This window comes from Streptomyces sp. NPDC042201 (assembly GCF_055582185.1).
The window spans coordinates 135,196-156,877 of sequence record NZ_JBVJDS010000007.1 but is presented as its reverse complement, the minus strand read 5'-3'; the positions used below and the strand labels follow the sequence as shown (position 1 = coordinate 156,877).

20 protein-coding genes are annotated in these 21,682 nt (G+C 69.2%); 10 read left to right on the top strand and 10 right to left on the bottom strand.

The window, feature by feature from the left end; translation table 11 throughout:
• Positions 1–29: 29 nt before the first annotated feature.
• Positions 30–1,214 (bottom strand): ROK family transcriptional regulator, encoded by a 1,185-nt coding sequence (locus ACZ6MZ_RS18895; protein ID WP_469353076.1) that lies wholly within the window; start codon positions 1,212–1,214, stop codon positions 30–32.
• A 47-nt stretch (positions 1,215–1,261) separates the two neighbouring features.
• Here ACZ6MZ_RS18895 and ACZ6MZ_RS18890 point away from each other — a divergent pair, with 47 nt between their 5' ends.
• Entirely contained in the window at positions 1,262–2,353 is a 1,092-nt protein-coding gene (locus ACZ6MZ_RS18890; protein ID WP_469353074.1) for a Gfo/Idh/MocA family oxidoreductase, read from the top strand.
• Positions 2,350–2,889 carry a heme-degrading domain-containing protein gene (locus ACZ6MZ_RS18885; RefSeq protein WP_389783250.1) on the top strand — a complete coding sequence of 180 codons (540 nt, stop codon included), beginning with the start codon at positions 2,350–2,352 and terminating at the stop codon, positions 2,887–2,889. Before ACZ6MZ_RS18890 ends, ACZ6MZ_RS18885 begins: the two co-directional genes overlap by 4 nt.
• 162 nt (positions 2,890–3,051) lie before the next feature.
• Here the strand turns inward: ACZ6MZ_RS18885 and ACZ6MZ_RS18880 are convergent, their stop codons facing one another.
• The 3 genes from ACZ6MZ_RS18880 to ACZ6MZ_RS18870 all read right to left on the bottom strand — a co-directional run bounded on the left by ACZ6MZ_RS18880 (position 3,052) and on the right by ACZ6MZ_RS18870 (position 5,328).
• Complete coding sequence (locus ACZ6MZ_RS18880) at positions 3,052–3,912, bottom strand: fumarylacetoacetate hydrolase family protein (protein WP_389783249.1); 861 nt, start codon at positions 3,910–3,912, stop codon at positions 3,052–3,054.
• 210 nt (positions 3,913–4,122) lie between these two features.
• Positions 4,123–4,887, bottom strand: a complete 765-nt coding sequence (locus ACZ6MZ_RS18875) for a YidC/Oxa1 family membrane protein insertase (protein ID WP_469353072.1) — start codon at positions 4,885–4,887, stop codon at positions 4,123–4,125.
• 114 nt (positions 4,888–5,001) lie between these two features.
• Positions 5,002–5,328: a DUF6412 domain-containing protein gene (locus tag ACZ6MZ_RS18870; protein WP_384332764.1), complete on the bottom strand. Its 327-nt coding sequence runs from the start codon at positions 5,326–5,328 to the stop codon at positions 5,002–5,004.
• A gap of 298 nt (positions 5,329–5,626) precedes the next feature.
• On the opposite strand from ACZ6MZ_RS18870, the gene ACZ6MZ_RS18865 reads away from it, so the two are divergent.
• Together ACZ6MZ_RS18865 and ACZ6MZ_RS18860 are read left to right on the top strand one after the other, a co-directional pair.
• Complete coding sequence (locus tag ACZ6MZ_RS18865) at positions 5,627–6,625, top strand: SEC-C metal-binding domain-containing protein (protein ID WP_469353070.1); 999 nt, start codon at positions 5,627–5,629, stop codon at positions 6,623–6,625.
• 103 nt (positions 6,626–6,728) lie between these two features.
• Complete coding sequence (locus ACZ6MZ_RS18860) at positions 6,729–9,866, top strand: DEAD/DEAH box helicase (protein WP_469353068.1); 3,138 nt, start codon at positions 6,729–6,731, stop codon at positions 9,864–9,866.
• On the opposite strand, the gene ACZ6MZ_RS18855 is transcribed toward ACZ6MZ_RS18860, so the two are convergent.
• Entirely contained in the window at positions 9,863–10,804 is a 942-nt protein-coding gene (locus ACZ6MZ_RS18855; RefSeq protein ID WP_389783239.1) for a YDG/SRA domain-containing protein, read from the bottom strand. The genes ACZ6MZ_RS18860 and ACZ6MZ_RS18855 overlap by 4 nt on opposite strands.
• A gap of 95 nt (positions 10,805–10,899) precedes the next feature.
• Positions 10,900–11,562, bottom strand: a complete 663-nt coding sequence (locus ACZ6MZ_RS18850) for an ATP-binding protein (RefSeq protein ID WP_469353066.1) — start codon at positions 11,560–11,562, stop codon at positions 10,900–10,902.
• A gap of 200 nt (positions 11,563–11,762) precedes the next feature.
• On the opposite strand from ACZ6MZ_RS18850, the gene ACZ6MZ_RS18845 reads away from it, so the two are divergent.
• On the top strand, positions 11,763–12,611 hold the full coding sequence (locus tag ACZ6MZ_RS18845) for a helix-turn-helix domain-containing protein (protein ID WP_389783235.1): 849 nt from the start codon (positions 11,763–11,765) through the stop codon (positions 12,609–12,611).
• Positions 12,608–12,808, top strand: a complete 201-nt coding sequence (locus tag ACZ6MZ_RS18840) for a DUF397 domain-containing protein (protein ID WP_469353063.1) — start codon at positions 12,608–12,610, stop codon at positions 12,806–12,808. The genes ACZ6MZ_RS18845 and ACZ6MZ_RS18840 overlap by 4 nt, the downstream gene beginning before the upstream one ends.
• Positions 12,809–12,826: 18 nt before the next feature.
• On the opposite strand, the gene ACZ6MZ_RS18835 is transcribed toward ACZ6MZ_RS18840, so the two are convergent.
• Positions 12,827–13,810 carry a hypothetical protein gene (locus ACZ6MZ_RS18835; RefSeq protein ID WP_469353062.1) on the bottom strand — a complete coding sequence of 328 codons (984 nt, stop codon included), beginning with the start codon at positions 13,808–13,810 and terminating at the stop codon, positions 12,827–12,829.
• Positions 13,811–13,919: 109 nt separating this feature from the next.
• Positions 13,920–14,792: an alpha/beta fold hydrolase gene (locus ACZ6MZ_RS18830; RefSeq protein ID WP_469353061.1), complete on the bottom strand. Its 873-nt coding sequence runs from the start codon at positions 14,790–14,792 to the stop codon at positions 13,920–13,922.
• A 173-nt stretch (positions 14,793–14,965) separates the two neighbouring features.
• On the opposite strand from ACZ6MZ_RS18830, the gene ACZ6MZ_RS18825 reads away from it, so the two are divergent.
• The gene (locus tag ACZ6MZ_RS18825; RefSeq protein ID WP_389783378.1) at positions 14,966–15,271 is read left to right on the top strand and encodes a hypothetical protein; all 306 of its coding nucleotides are present in this window, start codon (positions 14,966–14,968) and stop codon (positions 15,269–15,271) included.
• 110 nt (positions 15,272–15,381) lie between these two features.
• Here ACZ6MZ_RS18825 and ACZ6MZ_RS18820 read toward each other — a convergent pair whose 3' ends face one another.
• Entirely contained in the window at positions 15,382–16,188 is an 807-nt protein-coding gene (locus ACZ6MZ_RS18820) for a class I SAM-dependent methyltransferase (protein WP_469353059.1), read from the bottom strand.
• Positions 16,189–16,447: 259 nt separating this feature from the next.
• Here ACZ6MZ_RS18820 and ACZ6MZ_RS18815 point away from each other — a divergent pair, with 259 nt between their 5' ends.
• Both ACZ6MZ_RS18815 and ACZ6MZ_RS18810 read left to right on the top strand, forming a co-directional pair.
• The gene (locus ACZ6MZ_RS18815) at positions 16,448–19,177 is read left to right on the top strand and encodes a hypothetical protein (RefSeq protein ID WP_469353056.1); all 2,730 of its coding nucleotides are present in this window, start codon (positions 16,448–16,450) and stop codon (positions 19,175–19,177) included.
• Positions 19,174–19,830 carry a hypothetical protein gene (locus tag ACZ6MZ_RS18810; protein ID WP_389783224.1) on the top strand — a complete coding sequence of 219 codons (657 nt, stop codon included), beginning with the start codon at positions 19,174–19,176 and terminating at the stop codon, positions 19,828–19,830. The genes ACZ6MZ_RS18815 and ACZ6MZ_RS18810 overlap by 4 nt, the downstream gene beginning before the upstream one ends.
• Before the next feature lie 65 nt (positions 19,831–19,895).
• On the opposite strand, the gene ACZ6MZ_RS18805 is transcribed toward ACZ6MZ_RS18810, so the two are convergent.
• Positions 19,896–20,597, bottom strand: coding sequence for a type 1 glutamine amidotransferase domain-containing protein (locus ACZ6MZ_RS18805; protein ID WP_469353054.1), 702 nt, complete (start codon positions 20,595–20,597; stop codon positions 19,896–19,898).
• 155 nt (positions 20,598–20,752) lie between these two features.
• On the opposite strand from ACZ6MZ_RS18805, the gene ACZ6MZ_RS18800 reads away from it, so the two are divergent.
• The gene (locus tag ACZ6MZ_RS18800) at positions 20,753–21,658 is read left to right on the top strand and encodes a LysR family transcriptional regulator (RefSeq protein ID WP_469353052.1); all 906 of its coding nucleotides are present in this window, start codon (positions 20,753–20,755) and stop codon (positions 21,656–21,658) included.
• The last annotated feature ends 24 nt before the right edge of the window (positions 21,659–21,682 follow it).

The following is a 21,682-nucleotide window of genomic DNA, read 5'->3' as shown; positions in this document are numbered from 1 at the left end:
CGGCCACAAAATCGCATAAACACACTCCATCAGCCCAGCTCCGAACCCCGTCGGTGACCGAACACCGGTGCGAGAACCAGTTGCGCCGCGCCCTCCGCGACCGGGTGCGCGCCGCCCTCGGCCGCGCTCACCGGGACGCCCGCGCCCCGGGCGCGTTCGGCGACGACGGCGCCCACGCCCCGTACGAAACACTGCTCGTTCGCGGCGATCGTCCGGCCGCCGAGCAGGACGCGGTCGATATCGAGCAGCCCGACGAGGTTCGCGGCCCCCTCGCCGAGCACCCGCGCCGCCTCCGTCAGATCGCCACGGGCGACCGCGGCCAGACAGAGCGCCTCGATACAGCCGCGGTTTCCGCAGTCGCACGCGGGCCCGTCGAGCTGGATGACCTGGTGCCCGAACTCGCCCGCTCCGGTGCGCTCACCGCGGTGGAGCGCACCGCCGAGGACGAGACCGGCGCCCAGCCCCGTACCGAGATGGAGATACGCGAAGGAGTCGCCCGGACCGCGCAGGGCGAGGCCGAGGGTGGCGGCGTTGGTGTCCTTGTCGAGTACGACGGGGAGGCCGAGGCGGGCGGCGAGGACGTCGCGCAGCGGGAACCCGGCCCACTGCGGGAAGCCGGTGACGCGCTGCGGCACCCCGGTGGCGTGGTCGAGGGGGCCGGGCATCGCGACGCCGACGCCGAGCACCTCCCCGGCGCCCTGATAGCCGGCCCGCTGCACCCCGTCCTCGCGTACGGCTGCCACCCGCACCCCGTCCCCGCGTACCGCTGCCGCCCGTACCGCTTCCACCTGCTCCGCCGCCGCCTCGACGACCTGCTCCGTGCCCGCGCCGAGGTCGAGCGGAACCCTCCGTACCGCGACCGGCAGACCCGCCAGGTCCACCAGGACCGCGGTCAGTTCGTCGCGGTCCAGATGCAGGCCCACGGCGTGCGCGGCCGCCGGGACCAGCCGCAGCACCGTCCTCGGCTTGCCGCCCGTGGAGGCGCGGCGCCCGGCCGCCGCCGCCAGGCCCTCCGTACGCAGTCGGGCCGTGATCTTGCTGACCGCCTGCGGGGTGAGCCCGGTGCGCTCGGCGAGTTCCAGCCGGCTGATGCCGCCCTCCCCCGCCGTACGCAGCAGGTCGAGCACCAGCGCCGCGTTATGACCGCGCAGCACCGGCAGATTGGCTCCGGCGTGCCCTCCGCTACCCGCGTTACCCCTGTTCACATCGGCCATTGTGCCCCGCTCTTGCACTTTGGCAACAGCGTTGCTTAAGTGGCTCCATGACTGGTACCGGCACCCCTCTGCGCGTCGGACTCGTGGGCTACGGCCTCGCGGGCTCCGTCTTCCACGCCCCGCTGATCGCCGCCACCGAGGGCCTCGCCCTGGACACGGTCGTCACGTCCAACCCGGAGCGCCGGCATCAGGCGCGCGCCGAGTTCCCCGACGTACGGTTCGCGGACGCGCCGGAGGAGCTGTGGGAGCGGGCCGGCGAGCTCGATCTGATCGTCATCGCCTCCCCCAACAAGACGCACGTCCCGATCGCGACGGCCGCCCTGCGGGCCGGTCTTCCGGTGGTCGTGGACAAGCCGCTCGCGGGCAGCGCCGCCGAGGCGCGTGAGCTGGCTGCGCTCGCCGAGGAGCGCGGGCTGCTCCTCTCCGTCTTCCAGAACCGCCGCTGGGACAACGACTTCCTGACGCTCGCCCGCCTCATCGAGGCCGGCGAGCTCGGCGACGTACAGCGCTTCGAATCCCGCTTCGAGCGGTGGCGGCCGCAGCTGAAGGGCGGCTGGCGCGAGTCGGGGGCCGCCGAGGAGATCGGCGGGCTGCTGTACGACCTCGGCAGCCATGTCGTCGACCAGGCACTGGTGCTGTTCGGCCCGGCGGTACGGGTCTACGCGGAGTCCGACGTACGCCGTCCGGGCGCCGCGACCGACGACGACACCTTCATCGCGATCACGCACGCGAGCGGCGTCCGCTCCCATCTGTACGCCAGCGCCACCACCGCGCAGCTCGGCCCGCGTTTTCGCGTGCTCGGCTCGGCGGCCGGTTATGTGAAGTACGGACTGGACCCACAGGAGGCGGATCTGCGCGAGGGCAGGCGGCCGGGCGACGGTGAGCCCTGGGGCGTGGAGCCCGAGTCGCAGTGGGGCCGCGTCGGCGCGGGCGAGTCACCGCTGACGGGGGGCGGCAGCCCGGTGGAGACCGAGCCGGGCGACTACCCGGCGTACTACGCGGGGATCGCCACCGCGCTGCGCGAGGGCACCGCGCCGCCGGTGACGGCGCGCGAGGCGGCGGCAGCGCTGGATGTTCTGGAGGCGGCGCGGCGCTCGGCCCGCGAGGGCATCGCGGTCACGCTGGAGGTCCAGGCATGAGCACTCCGAGCAACCCGAGTGCCCCGGGGATCTCGGGCACCCCGAGCGTCCCGGCCGTCACGGCCGTCACAGGCGCCCCGGCCATCACGGTCGCCGAGCTCGAAGCGCAGGAAGCGCGGCTGGTCCTGAGCCACTTCACGTACGACGACGCCTGGGCGCTGGGCAGTCTGCTGGTGGAGCTGGCGCGCGAGCGCCGGGCGCCGGTGGCGATCGACATCCGCCGGGGCACCCAGCAGCTGTTCCACTGCGCGCTGCCCGGCGCGACGGCGGACAACGACGCCTGGATCGACCGCAAGCGGCGGGTCGTGGAGCGGTACGGCGCCAGCTCGTTCCTGGTCGGCAGCCGCTTCCGCGCCAACGGAACCACCTTCGAGCAGTCGTCCCGCCTCGACCCGGATGTGTACGCGGCTCACGGCGGCTCGTTCCCGATCGCGGTGGAAGGTGCGGGCGTCATCGGCACGGTCACGGTCTCGGGTCTCCCCCAGGCCGAGGACCACGCGATGGTGGTCGAGGCGCTGGAACGACTGCGCGGCTGACGCCCGCCGTTCCCGCCCGGGGCGGCGTACTTCCCGGGGCGGCGGGGCGGCGTACTCGCCGGGGCGGCGGGGCGGCGTACTCGCCGGGGCGGCGGGGCGGTGTACTCCCCGGGCGCCCGGGGAGTACGCCGCCCAGGCGCGTACCACCTCCCGCCGAAGGCGTTACGCGTCCTTGAACTCCTGGCGCTGGCTGCCCAGGCCCTCGATCTCCAGCTCCACCACATCGCCCGCCCGCAGATACGGCTTCGGCTCCGGCTTGCCCAGGGCCACCCCGGCCGGCGTCCCGGTGTTGATGACATCGCCCGGGTACAGCGTCATGAACTGGCTGACGTACCGCACGACCTCCCCCACCCCGAAGATCTGGTCGGCGGTCGTCCCGTCCTGCTTGAGTTCACCGTTGACCTTGAGCCTGAGCGGCAGAGCCTGCGGGTCCGGCACCTCGTCCGAGGTCACCAGCCAGGGGCCCAGCGGGTTGAACGTCTCGCAGTTCTTGCCCTTGTCCCACGTGCCCCCGCGCTCGATCTGGAACTCGCGCTCGGAGACGTCGTGCGAAATGGCGTACCCGCCGACGTGCGCGAGCCCCTCCTCCGCCGAGTCCAGATAGCGGGCGGTGCGCCCGATGACGACCGCGAGTTCGACCTCCCAGTCGGTCTTGCGGCTGCCCCGGGGCACGAGGACGGTGTCAGTAGGTCCGACCACTGTGTCCGGAGCCTTGAAAAAGATGATCGGTTCGGTCGGAATCTCGGCGCCGGTCTCGGCGGCGTGATCGTGGTAGTTCAGCCCGATACACACGATTTTTCCGATCCGGCCGAGCGGCGGCCCGATCCGCAGCCCGGCGGCGTCGAGTACGGGCAGCTCGCCGGACGCGGCGGCCGCCCTGACCCGGTCGAGCGCCGCATCGTCGGCGAGCAGCGCTCCGTCGACGTCCTTGACCAGGGAGGACAGGTCCCGGAGGGTCGTCCCGTCCTGGTCGAGCAGCGCCGGGCGTTCCGCCCCCGCCGTACCGACACGCAGCAGCTTCATGGTCTGTTCTCCCTCTGGTCGAGCGCGGCCCGGCCGATGGGCGCGGCCATCGGGGGATTGGCCGATCGTCCAAGACATCGGATCACTCCGCAAGACCCCGTTCACACCCTGGACCGCACGGGACCTCCTCGGACCGCCGCCCCGGACCGCCCCGGACCGCTCACGACCACCCCTGACCACCCCCGACCGCCTCGCACCGCCCCGTATCCGTCAGACGGCAGGGGCCAGCGCCCCGGCGACGGGCGCGTCCCGGTAGAGGAAGTACCGCTCGGCCGCCGTCCAGGTGGTGCTGGTCACCACGTACAGCGCGGCGGCCAGCGGCACCACGGCGACGGTGAAGAGCGTCGCGAAGGACAGCAGCGGCATCATCTTCGTCATCGCGCCCATGCCCGGGACCTGCTGCCCGTCGGGCCCCGCGGGCAGCACGGGCGCGGTCGCCATCTGCGCCTTCGTACGCCGATAGTTGAAGGTGGCGACGCCTGCGACGATCGCGAAGAGGGCCACGTACACCAGCCCGGCTCCCCCGAGCGCCCCGCCGTGCGTGAGCGCGTCCGTCCAGCGGTCGCCGAGCGGGGCGGCGAAGAGGGAGTGGCCGAGCAGCTCGTTCTGCTCGCCGCCGATCCGGCGGCTGGAGAAGAGGTGGTACATCAGGAAGAACGCGGGCATCTGCAGCAGGCTCGGCAGACAGCCCGACAGCGGCGAGACCTTCTCCTTGGCGTGCAGCTCCACGAGCGCCTTCTGCATCCGCTCGGGGCTCTTGGCGTGCTTCTTGCGCAACTCGGCGATCTGCGGCGCGAGCTTGGTGCGGGCCTTCTGGCCGCGGGCGGTCGCCCGGGAGAGGGGATGGATCGCGAGCCGTACGCAGGCGGTGAAGAGGATGATCGCCGCGGCGGCGGCGCCGGCGTGGAACAGCGGCTGGAGCAGGTCGGCGATGCTTCCGACCAGATGAGCGAAAACAGACATGAACGCGGACAAGGTGAGCCCTCCGTGGGGTCTCGTCGTGCCGGAAGGAGTCAGCTGCGAGGCAGCTCGGCATGACGACCCGCGCGGGGTACGGAGATCAGGCTCCCGGAACCGGGAGGTGTGCCCCTACGCGGCCGTCGGCAGGCGACGGCCGGGTGCTCGGGGCCTGCTGCGGCCCGAGGCGTCGGGATCTCGCTGGGGCAGGAAGGCGGTGCGCTGCTCGCGGTCGCGGATGGCCGTCCGTACCCGTTGGTGCGGTACGGCGGGCACGGAGCGCGCGCTGATGACGGCGCAGACGGCGAGCGCGGAGCCGGCCGCGGCGGTGGCGGCGAGCGCGACGGCGGCGGAGAGGCTGCCGGCGTCGATGAGGAGGACTTCGATGAGCAGGACTTCGGCGAGGAGGAAGAGCAGCAGCCCGACAGGGCGCAGCAGGCGCCGTGCGCTGCCGACCATGTCCTGCCCCTCTCGTCGTCCTGGCTGCCGACACGTTCGTACGACAAAAGCCACTTCAGCCGTTATACACGATCGGCCTCCGACAGCAGAAGGAGTCGCAGGTCCTCGGCAGCGCCACGAGGAACAATAAGAAGGGGATCAGGAGACCAGCGGCCAAAGCAGATGTAGACGGTCGCGAAACACCTGAAGACACCCCTGACCCCTCCCGGCACACCCCGTCTCCGCCGTCCGACCGCGCGGCCTCCGGAGCCGGAACAACCCTCCGCCCAGGCCCCCGTACAGCAGTACGGTGTGCATCATGCGCCCCGACATGCCTGCTGACCACACCACGGAAGCCGAGCGCCTGCTGCGCACCGCGGCCCGGTACCCCGAGGACCATGAGCCCCTCCTCCTCCAGGCCGCGGCCCATCTGGAACTGGCCGGCGCCCGCGACCGCGCCACCGGCCTCTACGACACCCTCCTCGCGGCCTCCCCGGACCGCCCCCACCTGGTGAAGGCGCTCAAGGCCGCCAACCTCTGGGAGTACGGTCACGAGGCCGAAGCACACGCGATCATCGACGGCCTGCGCACCGCGGCCCCGGTGGACCCGGCCCCGTGGGAGATCGTCGCGGAGACCCTGGAGTCCCACGACGAGCTGGAAGCGGCCCACGACTCCTTCACCACGGCCCTCAACCTGCTGCTCACCCCCGGCGAGGACGTCCCCTACCCGACGCACGCCCTGCTGATCGGCCGCCACCGGGTGCGCAGGATGCTCGGCCTGGAACACGACGACTGGGACGGCCTGGCGGACCGCGTCAACCCCGCGTCCGTCACCCTGGACGAACTCCACGACCCGAAGCGCCTCTGGTCCCTGGGCTCCGACAACCCCGCCGAACTCCAGGCCGAGATCACCCGCCTCCGCGCCGAACTGGGCTCCTACCGCACGGCCCTGTCCCGCCCCTTCCCCGTGGCGGTCCTCCACTGGCCGGAACCGGAACTACGCGAACTCCTCACCGCGTACCCGTCCCTGACCGCCGAGTACCCCTCCCACGAGGCCCACCTCACCCAGCTCGAAACTTCCCTGCGCGAACTCGCCGCCACCGGCACCCCCAACCTCGGCATCGTCACGGGCACGGTCCCCTCCTACGAAGCCTTCGCCGCCTCGGAAGCCACCACCCCGTCCGACCCCAACCTCCTCCCCCAATACGCCACCACCCTCGCCGCCCGAGGCCGAGCCACCCCCTGGCCCCCCTCCCGCAACGCCACCTGCTGGTGCGGCTCCCCCAAGCCCTACCGAGACTGCCACGGCACGGCGTAGGGCAAGGTGACAGGCCCGGCTGTGGTTCCTTCATCGGCGGAATGTCAGTGGATGCTGCTAAAAATCGAAATCGAACATGCGGCTTCGATGAGGGGATTCCTGGATGACGGACGCGCTGGACGGTAAATCTCCGGCAACGGGGCTCTACGAGCAGCTGATTACCTTGCGGCTCGAAGACCGTCTCACGCAGCTGGAGGGCACGGGGTGGCGGGCGATCGACGCCGAAGTGGGCATCGAGTCCACGCCCCATGTTCTGGCTCGGCATGTTGCCGACACCGTTCGGCGCGTCCTAAGCGGGTTGCCTGCCGCCGAGCGTGTCCACGCGGCGAACCACATCCTCGATTCCGTCAGTACCTTGGCTGGCGCACGCGAGTGGGTCGACATGGTTGCCGATGGACCTCGGCAGCTCATGGCCATCGCGGAGCAAAAAGCACCGGGGGTCTACGCCATCCGCCCGGCGACGCCGCTCTCCGATACAGCCCTGCTCACCAACTCTCCGGAGGACCCCAACCTCGGGTTCGAACTCCGCGCAGAGCTGGCCACCGCAGACCGAGTGGACCTGTTGTGTGCCTTCGTAAAATGGCATGGCCTGCGCGTCCTTGAGGGTGCTCTCCGCACAGCTCGCGAGCGGGGGGCGCCCATCCGGGTCATCACCACGACATACATCGGCGCCACCGAGCGACGTGCACTGGATCGCCTGGTCCAGGAGTTCGGCGCTGAGGTGAAGGTGAACTACGAGCTGCGCTCCACCCGCCTGCACGCGAAGGCATGGCTGTTCCGACGCAGTTCTGGGTACGACACTGCGTACGTCGGGAGCTCGAACCTCTCCAAAGCAGCACTCCTCGATGGGCTTGAGTGGAACGTTCGCCTCTCATCGATCGCGACCCCTGATGTCATGAAGAAGTTCGAGGCCACCTTTGACTCCTACTGGAGCGAGGCTGCTTTCGAGTCGTACGACCCTGCTGTCCACGGAGATCGCCTCGATGAAGCGCTCCGACAAGCCAGCGGCGGCGCCACGGCCAGCAACGGTCGGAGCATCACCCTCTCAGGGCTGGAAGTACGCCCCTATCCGCACCAGCAGGACATGCTGGAGCGCCTTGAGGTAGAGCGGGATGTCCATGACCGTCATCGCAATCTCCTGGTTGCGGCCACTGGTACGGGCAAGACAGTCATGGCCGCACTCGACTACAAGAAGCTACGCAGGAAGCTGGGTCGAGACCTGCGTCTCCTCTTCGTCGCTCACCGCAAGGAGATCTTGGAACAGTCGCTCCGCACGTATCAAGGGGTTCTCGATGACGGGAACTTTGGCGAGCTGCTGTTCAGCGGTGAAATCCCCTCTGATTGGAACCACGTCTTCGCTAGCGTCCAATCGCTCAACGCTCGCACCTTGGAAAAGCTGTCCCGTGATCACTTTGATGTTGTCGTCATCGATGAGTTTCACCATGGCACGGCACCGACCTATCGCAAGATCGTCGACCACTTCACACCCGTAGAACTCCTTGGCCTGACGGCTACACCGGAGCGCATGGATGGCTTGAACATTCAGGACGAGTTCTTCGACGGGCGAATCGCCGCCGAGATGCGCCTATGGGAAGCGTTGGAGAACGATCTCCTCTCACCCTTCCACTACTTCGGGATCACCGACACCACTGATCTGACGACGATCCAGTGGAAGCGCGGCTCCTACGATGCCACCGCGCTCAGCAATCTCTTCACAGGCAACGACGCCCGCGCCCGCCTCGTGGCCAAGGCCGTTGAGGACAAGATCACCGATCCAGGCCGTATGCGGGCACTGGGGTTCTGCGTATCCGTGGCGCATGCGCGCTTCATGGCAGAGTTCTTCCAGCAAGCAGGACTCAATGCCGTCGCACTGTCCGGCGAGACGCCAGGAGAGCAACGTAGGTCCGCGCTGAACGCGCTGCGGGCCGGCGAGCTGCAAGTGATCTTCTCCGTGGACCTCTTCAACGAGGGGCTCGACATTCCCGACGTCGATACCTTGCTACTCCTTCGTCCGACGTCGAGCGCCACCGTCTTCTTGCAGCAACTCGGACGCGGCCTCCGCCGCTGCGAGGGGAAGGCTGTCCTCACGGTGCTGGACTTCATCGGGCAGCACCGCAAAGAGTTCCGTTTCGAAGAGCAGTTCCGATCCCTCACCAACCTCACTCGAAATCGCCTAGTCTCCGCCATCGAGCATGACTTCCCCCAGCTGCCATCGGGCTGCCAGATCATTCTTGAGCCAAAGGCCAAGGATTTGATCATTAACAACATTCGCACCCAGATCAGCGTCAACGTGGCCCAACTCGCCAACGAGGTAAGGCAACTTGGCGAGGCGCGCCTTTCTGCCTATCTGACGGAGAGCGGACGCGAGATCAAAGAGCTCTACCGGGGAGTTAATCACTCCTGGACCGCACTACTGCGTCGCGCGAACCTCCTGCCCGAGTCTGCGCCTGAAGGCGAGGCCGCACTGTTGAAGCGGGTTTCGGCTTTCCTCCACGTAGACGATCCAGCCCGAGCCGCTACCTATACGCGCCTCCTGGAAGACGATGCCCCGCCCTACGACGAACTCGCTGAGCTGGATCGCGCTTACGCACGCATGCTGTTCTTCACTCTCTGGCCACTGGGCGGCTTCGACAGCTATGAATCCGGCCTTGCCTCGCTGCGCCGCCAGGACGCCGTGTGTAGCGAGTTGCGCCAGGTACTCGCACACGTCCTCAATCGCCTGGACCATGTCACGCCCGCCCTGTCGGGCGACCACAGCGGCCTCCCGCTTCGCGTGCATGCTTCATACAGCCGTGAGGAGATCCTCGCGGCGCTCGGCGAATCCAGCATCGACGGTCTCATGCCGGGCCACTTCCGTGAAGGCGTGCGCTGGTGCGAGCAGGCCAAGACCGACGCTCTGTTGATCACCCTAGAGAAGGACGACAAGGACTTCTCGCCGCAGACGCGGTACAAGGACTATGCGATGAGCGACACCCTTTTCCACTGGGAGTCACAGAACCAAACATCCGAGTCCTCACCTACAGGCATCCGCTACCAGTCCCACCAAGGCAAGGGCACACACGTGCTGCTTTTCGTCCGCCGCTACAAGAAGACAGATATCGGCGGTCCGCAGCCATGGATGCTTCTCGGCCCTGCCGACTACGTCTCGCACGAGGGCAGCAAACCGATGGGCATCGTCTGGAAGCTGCGCGCGCCACTTCCCGCGGACGTCTGGACCTACTCCGCCATCGCCGCCGGCTAAGAACTCGCGATGCGCCACAAACGGCGGTGGGCTCGTATGAATCTCTGCTCGATGCGGTGCTGCGCTACGGTCCTCAGCGACACCGAACGAGGGGTGGAGCCCTCCGCGTACCGATCAATAACCCTGAGGCCATCGGTCAAATAGAGGGCCCCGCGGTCCAGTCGTACGTGGCAGTTGGGACACAAGCACAGAACGTTCCCGTCAACGTCAGGGCCACCGCCCTGCCCTCCTAGGGCTTGGATGTGTGCCCCCTCCGCGTAGCTGGCACCGTCGGCTCCAACCGTCAATGCCAGTCCACAGATTTGGCACGTGTAGTCGTGCCACCGCTTCACCCTACGAGAGACCGCGGTATCGCGAACTATGCGCTCGACCGTGGTGGTCTGCCTGGGCGGAACACCACACAGGACGTCTTGAACCTGCTCCTCAAGGGGTGTGAGCTCTTGTTCATTGTCCGGGAGGCGATGCAGCTCGAACCTGCAGATCTGGAAGCCTGCCTTGCCCTGCTCAAGCCGCGAGTTCACGATCTGATAGAGCCCGTCATACCGATATCCACCGGCGGGTGAGTAGGTCTTCTCGCCCGTGGATCCGCGGATAACACGAACCGGATAGCCCTTGTTCTGGCTGCGCCGGAGGCCGGCGTTCCCAAAGTTATCCCACGTCTGGTCCTTTACCTGCCGACCGGTGTTCTCGTCCCGCCCGCCAGCGCCCGTGTAGAGCACTTCATCCCATTGGTCTCGATCGTCTTCATAGCCCTTGCTCAACACGATCGCATCGGCTGCGCGCTGATCCTCGCCATCAAGCCCCCATGAGATGCCGTCGCGCTCCGCCTTGTGTAGCCGAGCACCCTTGACGTCCCACCGGGACTCAAAGAGCGCTCCAGGCAGGATGTCTCCCACATGCCCGAAGACAGCTCTATAGACATCTCTGTTCGCAACCATGCGAACATGCTGCCGAACGAGCGATCGATTTTGATCGTTTTCATTGCTGGCCTAGAACGAGCGTCCGAAACTGATCGGTCTTTGACCAAAACAGGTCAGCCGGCTTCTTCCAGCTCCGCTTCGAAGTGCATCTGGGCGCGATCCAGGATCTCGTCCGGGTCGCGGCCGTGGGCGCGGAGCCAGTGGAGGAGGTCGGCGATCATGTCGATCGCCGCTTCCTCAGCCACCGCGACACTCAGTCGCTCGTGCGGGTACGCCTTGAGGGTGCCCCCCAGGCAGTAGACGGTCAGAAGCGCCTCCGCCTTGGCGACCTGCGGTCCCTCGACATGGTCGGTCTGCGAGCGGAGGTTCGTGGCCAGCTCGCACCACACCACCTTGGAGTCTGCCCGGAGGATGACACCCCAGCGGTCGGTCACCGCTTCGACAATCGTCATGCCTCGCCCCGACTCCGCCTCGGCCCCGGGAGCTAGCAGCGTAGGCAGCGCTCGTGCGTCCGGATCGCGCATCTCGATGCGGAGGTATGCGCCGTTCATAGATACGGCAAGTGCCGTCGGCGTCTCGGTACCCACATGCTTGATCACGTTCGCCACCAGCTCCGAGACACAGATCTGAGCTACGTCGATCAGGTCTGGCAGACCCCACAGAGACAGATGCAACCGCATCGCCCGACGCAGCGCGGCGACCTCACGCGGTTCCGCAGAGAACAGCACCTCCCACGGCTTCCGCCGCATGCAGCCGTTCTCGGTGTAGATGGCCATCTCCGTCTCCTCCTTGTCGGGGCGGCCCGCGCAGCCGCATCCGGGGTGAGCGAAGCGTGACGCCTCATCACCCACCGTGAAATAGTGGCACCGCACATCCCTTCATGCAATGTGCACGACGGGATTGCCTCGAATGAGTGATTGGCGGAAGGGTCGCCTTGCGATGGAGTAGAACTTTCGTTACCGCATGAGGAGTTGAAGTGGCCGGATCACCCACTGCACGACGCCGTCGACTGGCGATCGAGCTCAAGAAACTGCGCGACGAGTCCACGCTGACCTGCAATCAGGTGGGCAAGGCACTCGACTGGAGCGGCTCCAAGGTCAACCGCATGGAGACGGGCCAGGGGCGCGTGCAGCCCTCGGACGTGGAAGCTCTGTGCCGCTTCTACGGCACGTCCGACGAGTTGCGTGACTTGCTGAAGTCCCTCGCCAAGGACTCAAAGACGAAGGGCTGGTGGCACGCCCACGGTGACGCCGTTCCCTCCTGGTTCTCGGTGTACGTGGGTCTGGAGCAGGCCGCCTCTGATCTCCGTACCTACCAAGGGGAGTTCATTCCCGGTCTGTTGCAGACAGCCGGGTACGCGGCTGAGTTGAGTCGCGTCTCCGCCGATCAGTCCCAGGACGAGATTCAGCGTCTCGTCGACGTTCGCATGCGGCGTCAGCAACTACTCAACGGTGCCGGGGCACCCGGCTTCTGGGCCGTGATTCACGAGAGCGCGCTCCTCCACCTCATTGGTGGCCGACAGACAATGGCCGAGCAGCTCGAACGTATGCTGGAAATTGGGAAGTTGCGGAACGTGACCGTGCAGGTCTTGCCGTACGACGCCGGCGCCTACCCGGCGACGGGGCCGTTCACCATTCTCGGCTTCCCGGAGCAGGAGGACCCTGACGTCGTGTATCGGGAGGGACTGACCGACTCCGTCTATCTCGAACTCCCGACGGACGTGAGCCTCTACACGAAAGCGTTCGACCACCTCAGGGCGCTCGCTCTGAGCCCTCAGCGATCAGCTTCGCTGATCCGTTCAGCCTTGGAGGAGCACTCCCGATGAACCTGCCTCTTTCCGAGCCCCAGTGGCAGAAGAGCAGCTACAGCAACGGCACCGGTGGCGAGTGCGTCGAGGTTGCCGATCTGCACACGACCGTCGGTGTGCGTGACTCCGCGAGGCCGCACGCGCCCCATATCGACATAGCTCATGGCGCGTGGGCGGGGTTTGTTGTTGCGGTGGGGGAGCGGGGGTTTGGGTGATTGGCTGGTGGTTGGGTGTTAGAGGTAGGGGCGGACGATTACTGGGGGGAGGGTGGGGCGGGATTTGGCCAGGTGGAGTTTGGTGGTGACCGCTGCTACCAGTTCCTGGGGGTGGTCGCGGATCAGGGCGGGGACCGCGCTGATCACGTCTACTCCGTGGGCCTCCAGGAGCAGGCGGCGGCGGAGGGTGGCGCGGTATTCGGTGACGCCCAGGTGGAATTCCTCCGAGTCGATCTCCAGGGCCACGCCGGCGAATGCCCAGTAGGCGTCCGGGCGGGCCAGGAAGGTGCCTGTCGGGGTGAGGAGGGTGGGGTTCCAGAGGGGGTGGGGGACGCCGGCTGCGCGGAGGGTGTCGCGGGCCTGGCCTTCGGCGATGGAGCGGATGCCCGCGCGGAGTTCGTCCAGGACGGCGCGGACCGCCGGGTTGCGCAGGGCGCGGGACGCGCGGAGTTCGGCGCGGAGGTCTTCCGGGTGGCAGCTGCACTTCTGGACGGTCGCCGCGAGGATCGCGCGCACCCGTTCCCGCGAGGGCTCGTGGGCCGCGAAGTCGGAGGCGGCGCGGACCGGGCGTACGCAGGGGATGCCATCGACCAGCAGGGTGACCGGCCAGCGGCTGGTGCGGCGCAGGCGTACGTACGATCTGTCCCGCAGGCCGCGGTGCGCGCCGACCAGTACGTCGGCACGGTCGGTGCCCGCGTCCCGGACCCCGTACAGCGCGAGCGCCGCTTCGCCGGTCAGGACGGACGTCGCTCCGGACAGGGGGCCGGTCTCGGTGTCCGCGTAGAGGACGGCGGCCAGCAGTCGTTGGCGTCGGTCGGGATCGCCCGTCTGTATCAGGACGACGCCGGGCAGCAGGCGCTGCCAGGGGCCGGCCGGTGCGCACCGGCGCGTGGTGGTGCTGGGGGCGAGGCCGGTGGCGCGCAGTTGGCGGGTGGTCGCCAGGCGCGTCTGGGTACGGGACAGATGGGCGATGGCCGCGTCCGCGCGGGTGGTTCGGGGCATGGGGGTTACGTGCCCAGGCCCGGTCGGAAGTGGACACGCGTCGGCGGGCTGTGACGATCTCTTGTCTCCTCGGGTGCGTTCAGGGGTGTTCAGATGTGCTCAGGCGTCTTCAGCCCGCGGTCCGCTGTCCCAGGAACTCTGTGATCGCGTCGTGGAGCGCCCGCGGCTGGTCCAGATGGACATCGTGGCCCGCGGCCGGGACGAGCCGTACCTCCGTGCCCGGATGCCGTACGCGCATCTCGTCGGCCTCCGTCTCCGGCATCCAGCCCGCGTCCCCGCGGACGACGAGGGCGGGGCAGCGCACCCGGTCCCACTCCGCCCAGAACGAGCGGTCGGCGTTCTCCGCGACGCAAGCCACCATCACGTCCCGGTCGATGCGCGGGCGCAGGCCGTCGGGGTGCTCCGCCAGGCCCGCCGCCCAGGCCCGTCCGGCCGGGCCGCCGCCGAAGAACTCGGTCGCCGCGTCGGCGGACGCGAAGGGGACCGGCCAGGAGTCCAGCCAGGCGCCGATCTTGGCGGGGAGTTCCGGGTCCGGACCTCTGGGGCCGGCCTCGACCACCACCAGGGCCTCGGCCAGGTCCGGATGGGCGGCCGCGGCGAGCAGGGCCGTCAGACCGCCGAAGGACTGGCCGACGAGGACGGGGCGATCCAGGGCGAGTTGTCCGACGACGGCGACGACATCCCGTACGTGGGCGGCGCGCGAGACGTCCATGGGGTGGTGGTCGCTCGCGCCGTGGCCGCGCGCGTCGTACGCGACCACGCGGTGGGCGGGGAGGAGCAGCCGGGCGAGGGAGTCCCACTCGGCGGTGTGGCCGGCCAGACCGTGGAGCAGGAGTACGGGCCGTCCCGTACCGCCGTAATCCGTGCAGGCCAGCCGTATGCTGTCGCTGATCACGGTCCTCGTCGTCGCGGTCGCAGCCGTCGCCGCCGCCGCAGTCGCAGCCGCCGTCGCCGTTGTCGCCGCGGTATCCCTCGTCGTCACGCGCCGGACGCTACCGGTGGGATACGGGCGGCGTCCTGGCAACGCCGACCCGCCGGGCCCGGAGGCCGGGGCCCTTGCCACGAAACGTCTCGTTAGGCTCGATCACGTACAGAACGGTAAAGACGGCAAAGGTGGCGGCGATGGCAGCAACGGCGGCGGCAGCGACAGCGGCAATGGCGAAGATTCCGGCGGCGGCCGTGGCGGCGAGCGGGATCATCGGCGGGTACGGGATCGCCCGGTGGACCAAGAAGCGCCCCCTCGGCGGGGTCGCGCTGGCGGCCGCCGGGGCCGTGGCCGCGCGCCAGTGGCAGCGGACCGGCGGGACGAAGGCCGCGGTGGGGCTGAGCGCCGCGTACGTCGCCGCCTTCGCCGGATCGCATCCCCTCGCCAAGAAGCTCGGCGCATGGCCCGCCGTCTTCACGGTGGCGGGCGGGGTCGCCGCGGCGTCCTGGGCCGTCACTCACCGGGCCAAGAGCTGAGCGGTCCGCCGCAAGGGGGATGAGGTCGTACGAGTGGTGCCCGGAGCAACGCCGGGCACATCGCGGCCGTGCGGTCGGCGGTCGGCGGTCGGCGGTCGGCGGTGATCGCGTCAGCGACGCGCGCGTGCCAGCAAGACCGCGTGCGGCAGTGTCAGCACGCCGTCGGAATCGGCGAACCCCAAGCTGATCACGTCGAAATGGCGCTTGATCTCAGCCCGGATCTCGGGCGTCTGGCTCTGTACGAGGTGTCCGGTGTACGCCACACCCGCCGCAGGACCGATCCACCATTCCTCGGCACTGGCACGGTGATCCCACCGGAGCGTCTCGCAGTCCGTGTCCCGCAGCCCCACCGCCCCGAGCAGATCCGTCAGACCGCCCTCGTCTCGGGGGAAGTCCTCTTCAGACGCGAGTGACGGCAGGTGGGGCGGCCGCACCGCGCCCGCGGCCCGAAGGGCGAGGCCGAGCAGTGTCTGCCCCGCTGCGGGCGGGGTCGCCCAGATCGTCAGCGCGATCCATCCGCCGGGCCGCACGACGCGGCGCAACTCGGCCGGCGCGGTCTTGGGCCGGCCCACGTGGTTCAGTACGAAGTGGCCGACGACGGCATCGAACTGCCCGTCGTAAAAAGGAAGTTCCGGCAGGGCGGCAACCTGGACATGAGCCGCGGGCTCCGCCTGCCTGGCCAGCTCAACCATGCTGGGTTCCGCGTCCACCGCTGTCACCGTCGCCCCCCGAGAACGCGCGGCACGGGCGACGGTCCCGGGTCCGGTTCCCACATCGAGCACCCGCACGCCCGGGCCTACCTCGGCGGCGTCCAGCAACCGCGACACGGGATGGGCGCACAGCCTGGCGAAGCTTCCGGCATACGCGGCGGCCCGTCCCGCCCAGATCAGCCGCTCGCTCTCGTCGAAGCCCGTCATCGCCACCTCCCGGCACCGGCCGCAGCCCCGCTATCACATCAACTGCGCCCGCCGTAAAGGGATTTGAGTCCGAATTGGGTCCTCGGGGCCCATGGCACGCCTGTTCATCGGTCGTACGATCGGCCGTGGGGGGTGGAGCGTCGCGCGCCACCATGTACGGCCCTTTCGGCTACGGCAGTTGAGGTCAGGCATGTCTTTTTATGGTGGCGTTCCACTGCCCGGCGGATCGTGGCAGGTCCATGGCGCTCAGCGCCGTTCCATGCCGCAGCCGCTCACGCTGGCCCGATGGCTGCTGTACGTGCTGTTCGGGGCGACCGTACTGGGCGGCCTCGGGCTGTTCCTCACCGCCGCCGCCGTGGACGCGGTGGACGGCACACTGCTGGGGCTGCTGGCGTACGCGGCCGCGCCCGGGGTCATCGGGTGGGTGCTGGCGCGGTGGGTGTGGACCGGCGGGGTCCGGGTGTGGTGGGGCCTGATCGCCCTGCAGGTGTGGCTGATCCTCAGCGGCCTGTCCAACATCCGCGACGGTTCGGTTCAGGGTTTCACCCAGCTCTTCCTGCCCGTCCTGATTCTGGTGTTCCTGTGCCGGGCGGAGAGCCGCGGGTGGTTCCGGCTGGCGGAGTCGGAGCGGGCCGAGCGTCCCCCGTTCTCCCTGCCTCACATGATCACGTGGCGGCGGGACCGCGGGCAGACGGCGGTGGAGTACGTCGGTCTGCTCGCCGTCGTCTCGGCCGTCCTGCTGGCACTCGTCCTGAGCGGAGCCGGCGGTCAGATCGCCGGCAGCATCAAGTCCGGTATCTGCTCGGCCTTCGGCGCGTCCTGCCCCGCCGAGGGGGACGGCGGCGACTCGACGGTTGAGGCGGACGGCGACACGGAGGATCCGTCCGGTGACACCGAGGATCCGCCCGGCTCGACGACGGAGGACGGCTCCGTCGTCGGCGGTACGACCAGCGGCGGCGCAGGCGGCACCGACGGGGACACCGACGGCAGCACCCCCGGGGACGGAGAGGGCGCCGGCACCCCCGGCGGCGGGGACAACGCGGGCTCCACCGGCGGCCCCGGCGGGGCGGCCGACGACCCGGACGGGACCGGCGACCCCGGCGGTACCGGCGACCCCGACACGGCCGGTGACCCCGGCGGGACCGGCGACTCCGGCACAACCGGCGGTCCCGGCGGGGTCGATGACCCCGACGAGGCCGGCGACCCCACCGATCCCTTCGAGCCCATCGTCGCCGTCGAGGACGAGAAGACCGACGCCACGGGCGACGGCACGGACGGCGAGAAGAAAGAGGAGTGCTCCGGCTTCTTCGGGTGCACCGTCGACAAGCTCGGGCAGGTCGGCGAGGGCCTGTTCGTCGACGGTATCTGGGGCGATGTCACCGATCTGTGGGACACCGTCGTCCACCCTCTGGACACCATCTCCGGCATCGCCGACTACGGAAGCTCGCTCGGCGACAAGTGGTCGCAGGACTCCAAGGACGCGTCCGACAAGTGGGCCGACGGCGACTACTTCGACGCGCTGACCGACTGGGGCGGTGCCTCGGTCGACACGGGCGTCAAGGTCCTCGATGACATGTTCGTCGGCGAGGAGGTACGCGAGACCTGGGACCGGGGCGAGGAAACCCAAGCCACCACGACCGTCATCTGGAACATCGGCTCGCTCTTCATCCCCGGTTACGACGTGGCCAAAGTCGTCGGGAAGGGCAGCAAACTCGGCAAGCTGGGCAAGCTCGCCCAGGCCATAGCCGAGGGCGCGGGCAAGGCCAAGGACGCCGCGAGCCGGGCCCGCAAAGCGGCCGGCCTCGGCGACGCCAAGGGCGCCCGCAAGGCGGCCGACGAAGCGCAGCAGCACGCCGACGACGCGGCAAAGAAGGCGGAGGAGTCCGGCAGTTGCAGCATCGCGCTGGGCGGCGTGAGGCTCGTACCGTACGGCGGCGGCGCGGCCTTCACCCCCGCCGGCGTATCCGGCTCCGGTACGGGAATCCTGGCCGCGAGGCTCGCCTCCTCCCCGCTCATCGTCCTCGCGGAAGGCCCCAAGAAATGCGAGGGCGCGGAGGCGGACAACGCGCGCGACGCGCAGAAGGAAGCGGACGACGCCGACCGGGCCGCCGACGGGGCCGAACTCTCCACCGCGGCCGACCGGGCGAAGCAGACCATCCTGGACGCCAACGACAAGCAGAAAACACCCATCAGTGAGCGCTACACCCTCAGCGTAGACAAGATCGACAAGCTCGCCGCGAAGGCTAAGGACGAGCCCGACCTCAGCCGCGGAGAATACGGCAAGGACGAGCTGGCGGCCGCGCTGAACGAACTCACCGACGCGCTCAACGACAAGGCCATCGACAACCAGAGCCGTGGCTCCCTGGGCGGGACCGTCCTCAAGGCCCCCGACCGTCACAAACTGGCCGAAGCCATGGCGGAGGTCCGCGCCGCCAAGCGCGCCGCCGACCTGGAAGCCGCCGAGGGCACCAAGGTGTACGCGGCGGTCGGCGCGGACAAGGGCCGCCAGTCGGTGGACTTCGGAGACGGCACCCCGGTCGACGTCGGCGGCATTGATGACGTCGACGTCATCTACAAGGGCAAGGACGGCACGGTCCATGTCGCGGAGGTCAAGAACACGGCCAACGCGACAAGGTCGCCGAAACTTGCCAATCAAGCCAAGAAACTCGCGGAATGGGCCAAGGAGGACGGGGCGGCACCACCACGAGCGGCCCGCTACCAGATCGAGACGCAGAAGGACTGGGACAAGATCTTCGACGGTTTCCAGAAGGACAGGGCAACCGGCACAACTCCCCCGGGCACGCCCGCCCAGACGATCTCCGATCTCGGCCTCGGGGCCCGTATCGCCGGACAGGACCTCACCCCCAAGCAGTTGAAGGATCTGGACACTGCCTGGAACTCAAAGACCGACGCGGAGAAGCGGGCCGCCCGTGACTCCGGCAAAATGAAGGATCCTAAAAGCGCGATGGAATATCTGGGAGTCTCGTGACGACGGAAGACAACGGGCAGAGGCGACCCACCGACGCGCCGGCGGGCGAGACGTCGCTGCTCCCCGAGGCCGTACGTGCCCTGCCGTACTCCTGGAACTACGGCTTCGTCTGGCCTCCGGACACGGAGCAGAGCGACGAGAACCTCGCCTACGCGCGCGCCGTACTCGAAGCCTGCCTCCCCCCGGCCCCCCTCTCCGCGCCCGAACCTCCCGCCGATGTGAAGGTGAAGTACCTGGACGAGGGCGATCCCGAGCCCGAATGGCCCAAGATCCGGCAGGTGCTGCGGTCACGCATGCCCTACGCCCGCTGCGTGACGCGGGAACGCATGGCCGAGGCCGAAGCGGAGTGCGCGCGCCGGGGCCTCGACACCACGGACTTCGCCGGACGCTGGACCGTCCGTATCTCCGGCTGGATCGCGGAAGAGACCTTGCGCTGGTGCGGGCTCATGGTCGACGACGTCGAAGCGATCACCCCATGGATCATGGACCTCGCCGAGCAGTACGCCGAGCGTGGCATGGCCGCCGAGCAGGCCGTGTGGGCGCTCCGTACCACCAGCGAAGTCCCGAGAAGCCGCGAGGCCCTGGCCCGGCTGGCCATGGATGAGGGGCTGCCACCCGAGATTCGCGAACTGGTGTTGGAAGGGCTCGGCTGAGCGGACAACTCCCCCGTGGTGACCGGGCGCGGGGCCCGGACGACCTGGTCCGGGCCCCGACGCGGTCAGACCTTCAGCGCCGCGAGCACCCGGTTCGCCGTGTCGACACTCGACTGCGGGTTCTGGCCGCTGATGAGGTTGCCGTCAACGACGACCTTGCTCGTCCAGGCCGGCCCCGCGTCGATGACCGCGCCGCGCTCGCGCAGCTTCGCCTCGACGAAGTACGGCGCGGCATCGCCCACGCCGCCCTGGTGCTCCTCCTCGTCGGTGAACGTGGTGAGCGTGCGGCCGGCGAAGACGAAGCTGCCGTCCTCGCGGACCGCGCTGAGCAGACCCGCCGGGCCGTGGCAGAGGGCGGCGACGATCCGGCCGGCCCGGTCGGTCTCGGCGAGCAGCCGGCCGAGGTCGGCGTCGTACGCGAGGTCGGCCATCGGGCCGTGTCCGCCGGGGATGTACACGGCGTCGTAGTCGGCCGCCGAGACCTCGGCCAGGACCAGCGGGTCTGCGAGTACGTCCGCGAGCGAGTCGAGGTACGCGCCGAACCGCTTCGCGTCCGCCTCCGCCACCCCGCCGCGCTCATCGAGGCTGATGGGGTCGACGGTGGGGACAGCACCTCCCGGGGTGGCGATGTCGACCCGCACCCCGGCGTCGGTCAGCACCTGGTGCGAGGCCGCGACCTCCTCCGCCCAGTAGCCGGTGGGGTGAGCCGTGCCGTCGGCCATCGTCAGGCTGTCAGCTGCGGAGATGACCATCAGGATCTTTGCCATGAGGTGTTCCTCGGTTCCTTCTCGGTTCCGGGCGGATTCGGTGACCGCCGCCCCTTCGCGGCTTACCCGCGACAGTGGGGACAACCGCGGCCACCATCGAAATTCATCCGTTAAGATTCCGCGCGTCATAACTTTCCTTATGGAAAGAGGGTTGCGTGCGCGATCTTGATCTGCTGTCGGCCTTCCTGGAGATCCACCGGGGCGGGTCGATCACCGCCGCCGCGTCCAGGCTGGGACTGACACAGCCCGCCGTGAGCGGACGGCTCGCACGGCTGGAGGAGCAGCTCGGCGGGCCCCTGTTCGTACGGTCCCGGCAAGGGGTGAGCCCCACCGCCCGGGGCGACGAACTGGCGCGGCGCGTCGGTGTGCCCCTCGACCAGCTGCGTCACGCGCTCGCCTCCGGCCCGGATCACGCCGCCAACCTGGGCAGCCTCGACATCGGCGGCGCCGCTGAGCTGATGACCGCGCGCGTGCTGCCCGCGCTGGCCCCGCTGACCGGCCGGGGACTTCGGCTGCGCGTCACTCTCGGCCTCGCGGAGGATCTGCTGTCCGCGCTAGTGAACGCGCGCCTCGACCTGGTCGTATCGGCGGTACGCCCGGACGTCAGGAACCTCGTGGCGACGCCGTTCGTCGACGAGGAGTTCCTGCTGGTCGGCCCGCCGGCCCTGGCGCGCACGATCGATGCCGCGCGCCTGGCCGAGGAGCCGGTGAAGGCGCTGGCGCATCTGTCGCTCGTCGCGTACGGCGAGGAGCTGCCGATCATCCGCCGCTACTGGCGCAGCGAGTTCGGCCGCCGCCCGCCCAACGCCGTATCCGTGGTGGTGCCCGACCTGCGCGCCGTACTGGCCTCGGTGATCGCCGGCGCGGGCGTGTCCGTACTCCCCCGCTATCTCGCCGACCCGGCCCTCACCACCGGCTCGGTCGAGGTGCTTCACCAGCCCGAGGCGGCGCCGCTGAACACCCTCTACCTGGCCACCCGGCCGGGCGGTCTCGCCAATCCGGCCGTCGCCCTCGTCCACGACCGGCTCAGGGAGCGCGCACGGAGCTGGGGACCGCTCTAGGAGCCATGAGGGGAAACCGTGGCG

Excerpts from the sequence above, each read along its gene's own strand:
- ACZ6MZ_RS18895 (WP_469353076.1), bottom strand. The coding sequence starts at position 1,214 with ATGGCCGATGTGAACAGGGGTAACGCGGGTAGCGGAGGGCACGCCGGA.
- ACZ6MZ_RS18890 (WP_469353074.1), top strand. The coding sequence starts at position 1,262 with ATGACTGGTACCGGCACCCCTCTGCGCGTCGGACTCGTGGGCTACGGC.
- ACZ6MZ_RS18885 (WP_389783250.1), top strand. The coding sequence starts at position 2,350 with ATGAGCACTCCGAGCAACCCGAGTGCCCCGGGGATCTCGGGCACCCCG.
- ACZ6MZ_RS18880 (WP_389783249.1), bottom strand. The coding sequence starts at position 3,912 with ATGAAGCTGCTGCGTGTCGGTACGGCGGGGGCGGAACGCCCGGCGCTG.
- ACZ6MZ_RS18870 (WP_384332764.1), bottom strand. The coding sequence starts at position 5,328 with ATGGTCGGCAGCGCACGGCGCCTGCTGCGCCCTGTCGGGCTGCTGCTC.
- ACZ6MZ_RS18865 (WP_469353070.1), top strand. The coding sequence starts at position 5,627 with ATGCGCCCCGACATGCCTGCTGACCACACCACGGAAGCCGAGCGCCTG.
- ACZ6MZ_RS18860 (WP_469353068.1), top strand. The coding sequence starts at position 6,729 with ATGACGGACGCGCTGGACGGTAAATCTCCGGCAACGGGGCTCTACGAG.
- ACZ6MZ_RS18855 (WP_389783239.1), bottom strand. The coding sequence starts at position 10,804 with ATGGTTGCGAACAGAGATGTCTATAGAGCTGTCTTCGGGCATGTGGGA.
- ACZ6MZ_RS18850 (WP_469353066.1), bottom strand. The coding sequence starts at position 11,562 with ATGGCCATCTACACCGAGAACGGCTGCATGCGGCGGAAGCCGTGGGAG.
- ACZ6MZ_RS18840 (WP_469353063.1), top strand. The coding sequence starts at position 12,608 with ATGAACCTGCCTCTTTCCGAGCCCCAGTGGCAGAAGAGCAGCTACAGC.
- ACZ6MZ_RS18835 (WP_469353062.1), bottom strand. The coding sequence starts at position 13,810 with ATGCCCCGAACCACCCGCGCGGACGCGGCCATCGCCCATCTGTCCCGT.
- ACZ6MZ_RS18825 (WP_389783378.1), top strand. The coding sequence starts at position 14,966 with ATGGCGAAGATTCCGGCGGCGGCCGTGGCGGCGAGCGGGATCATCGGC.
- ACZ6MZ_RS18820 (WP_469353059.1), bottom strand. The coding sequence starts at position 16,188 with ATGACGGGCTTCGACGAGAGCGAGCGGCTGATCTGGGCGGGACGGGCC.
- ACZ6MZ_RS18815 (WP_469353056.1), top strand. The coding sequence starts at position 16,448 with ATGCCGCAGCCGCTCACGCTGGCCCGATGGCTGCTGTACGTGCTGTTC.
- ACZ6MZ_RS18805 (WP_469353054.1), bottom strand. The coding sequence starts at position 20,597 with ATGGCAAAGATCCTGATGGTCATCTCCGCAGCTGACAGCCTGACGATG.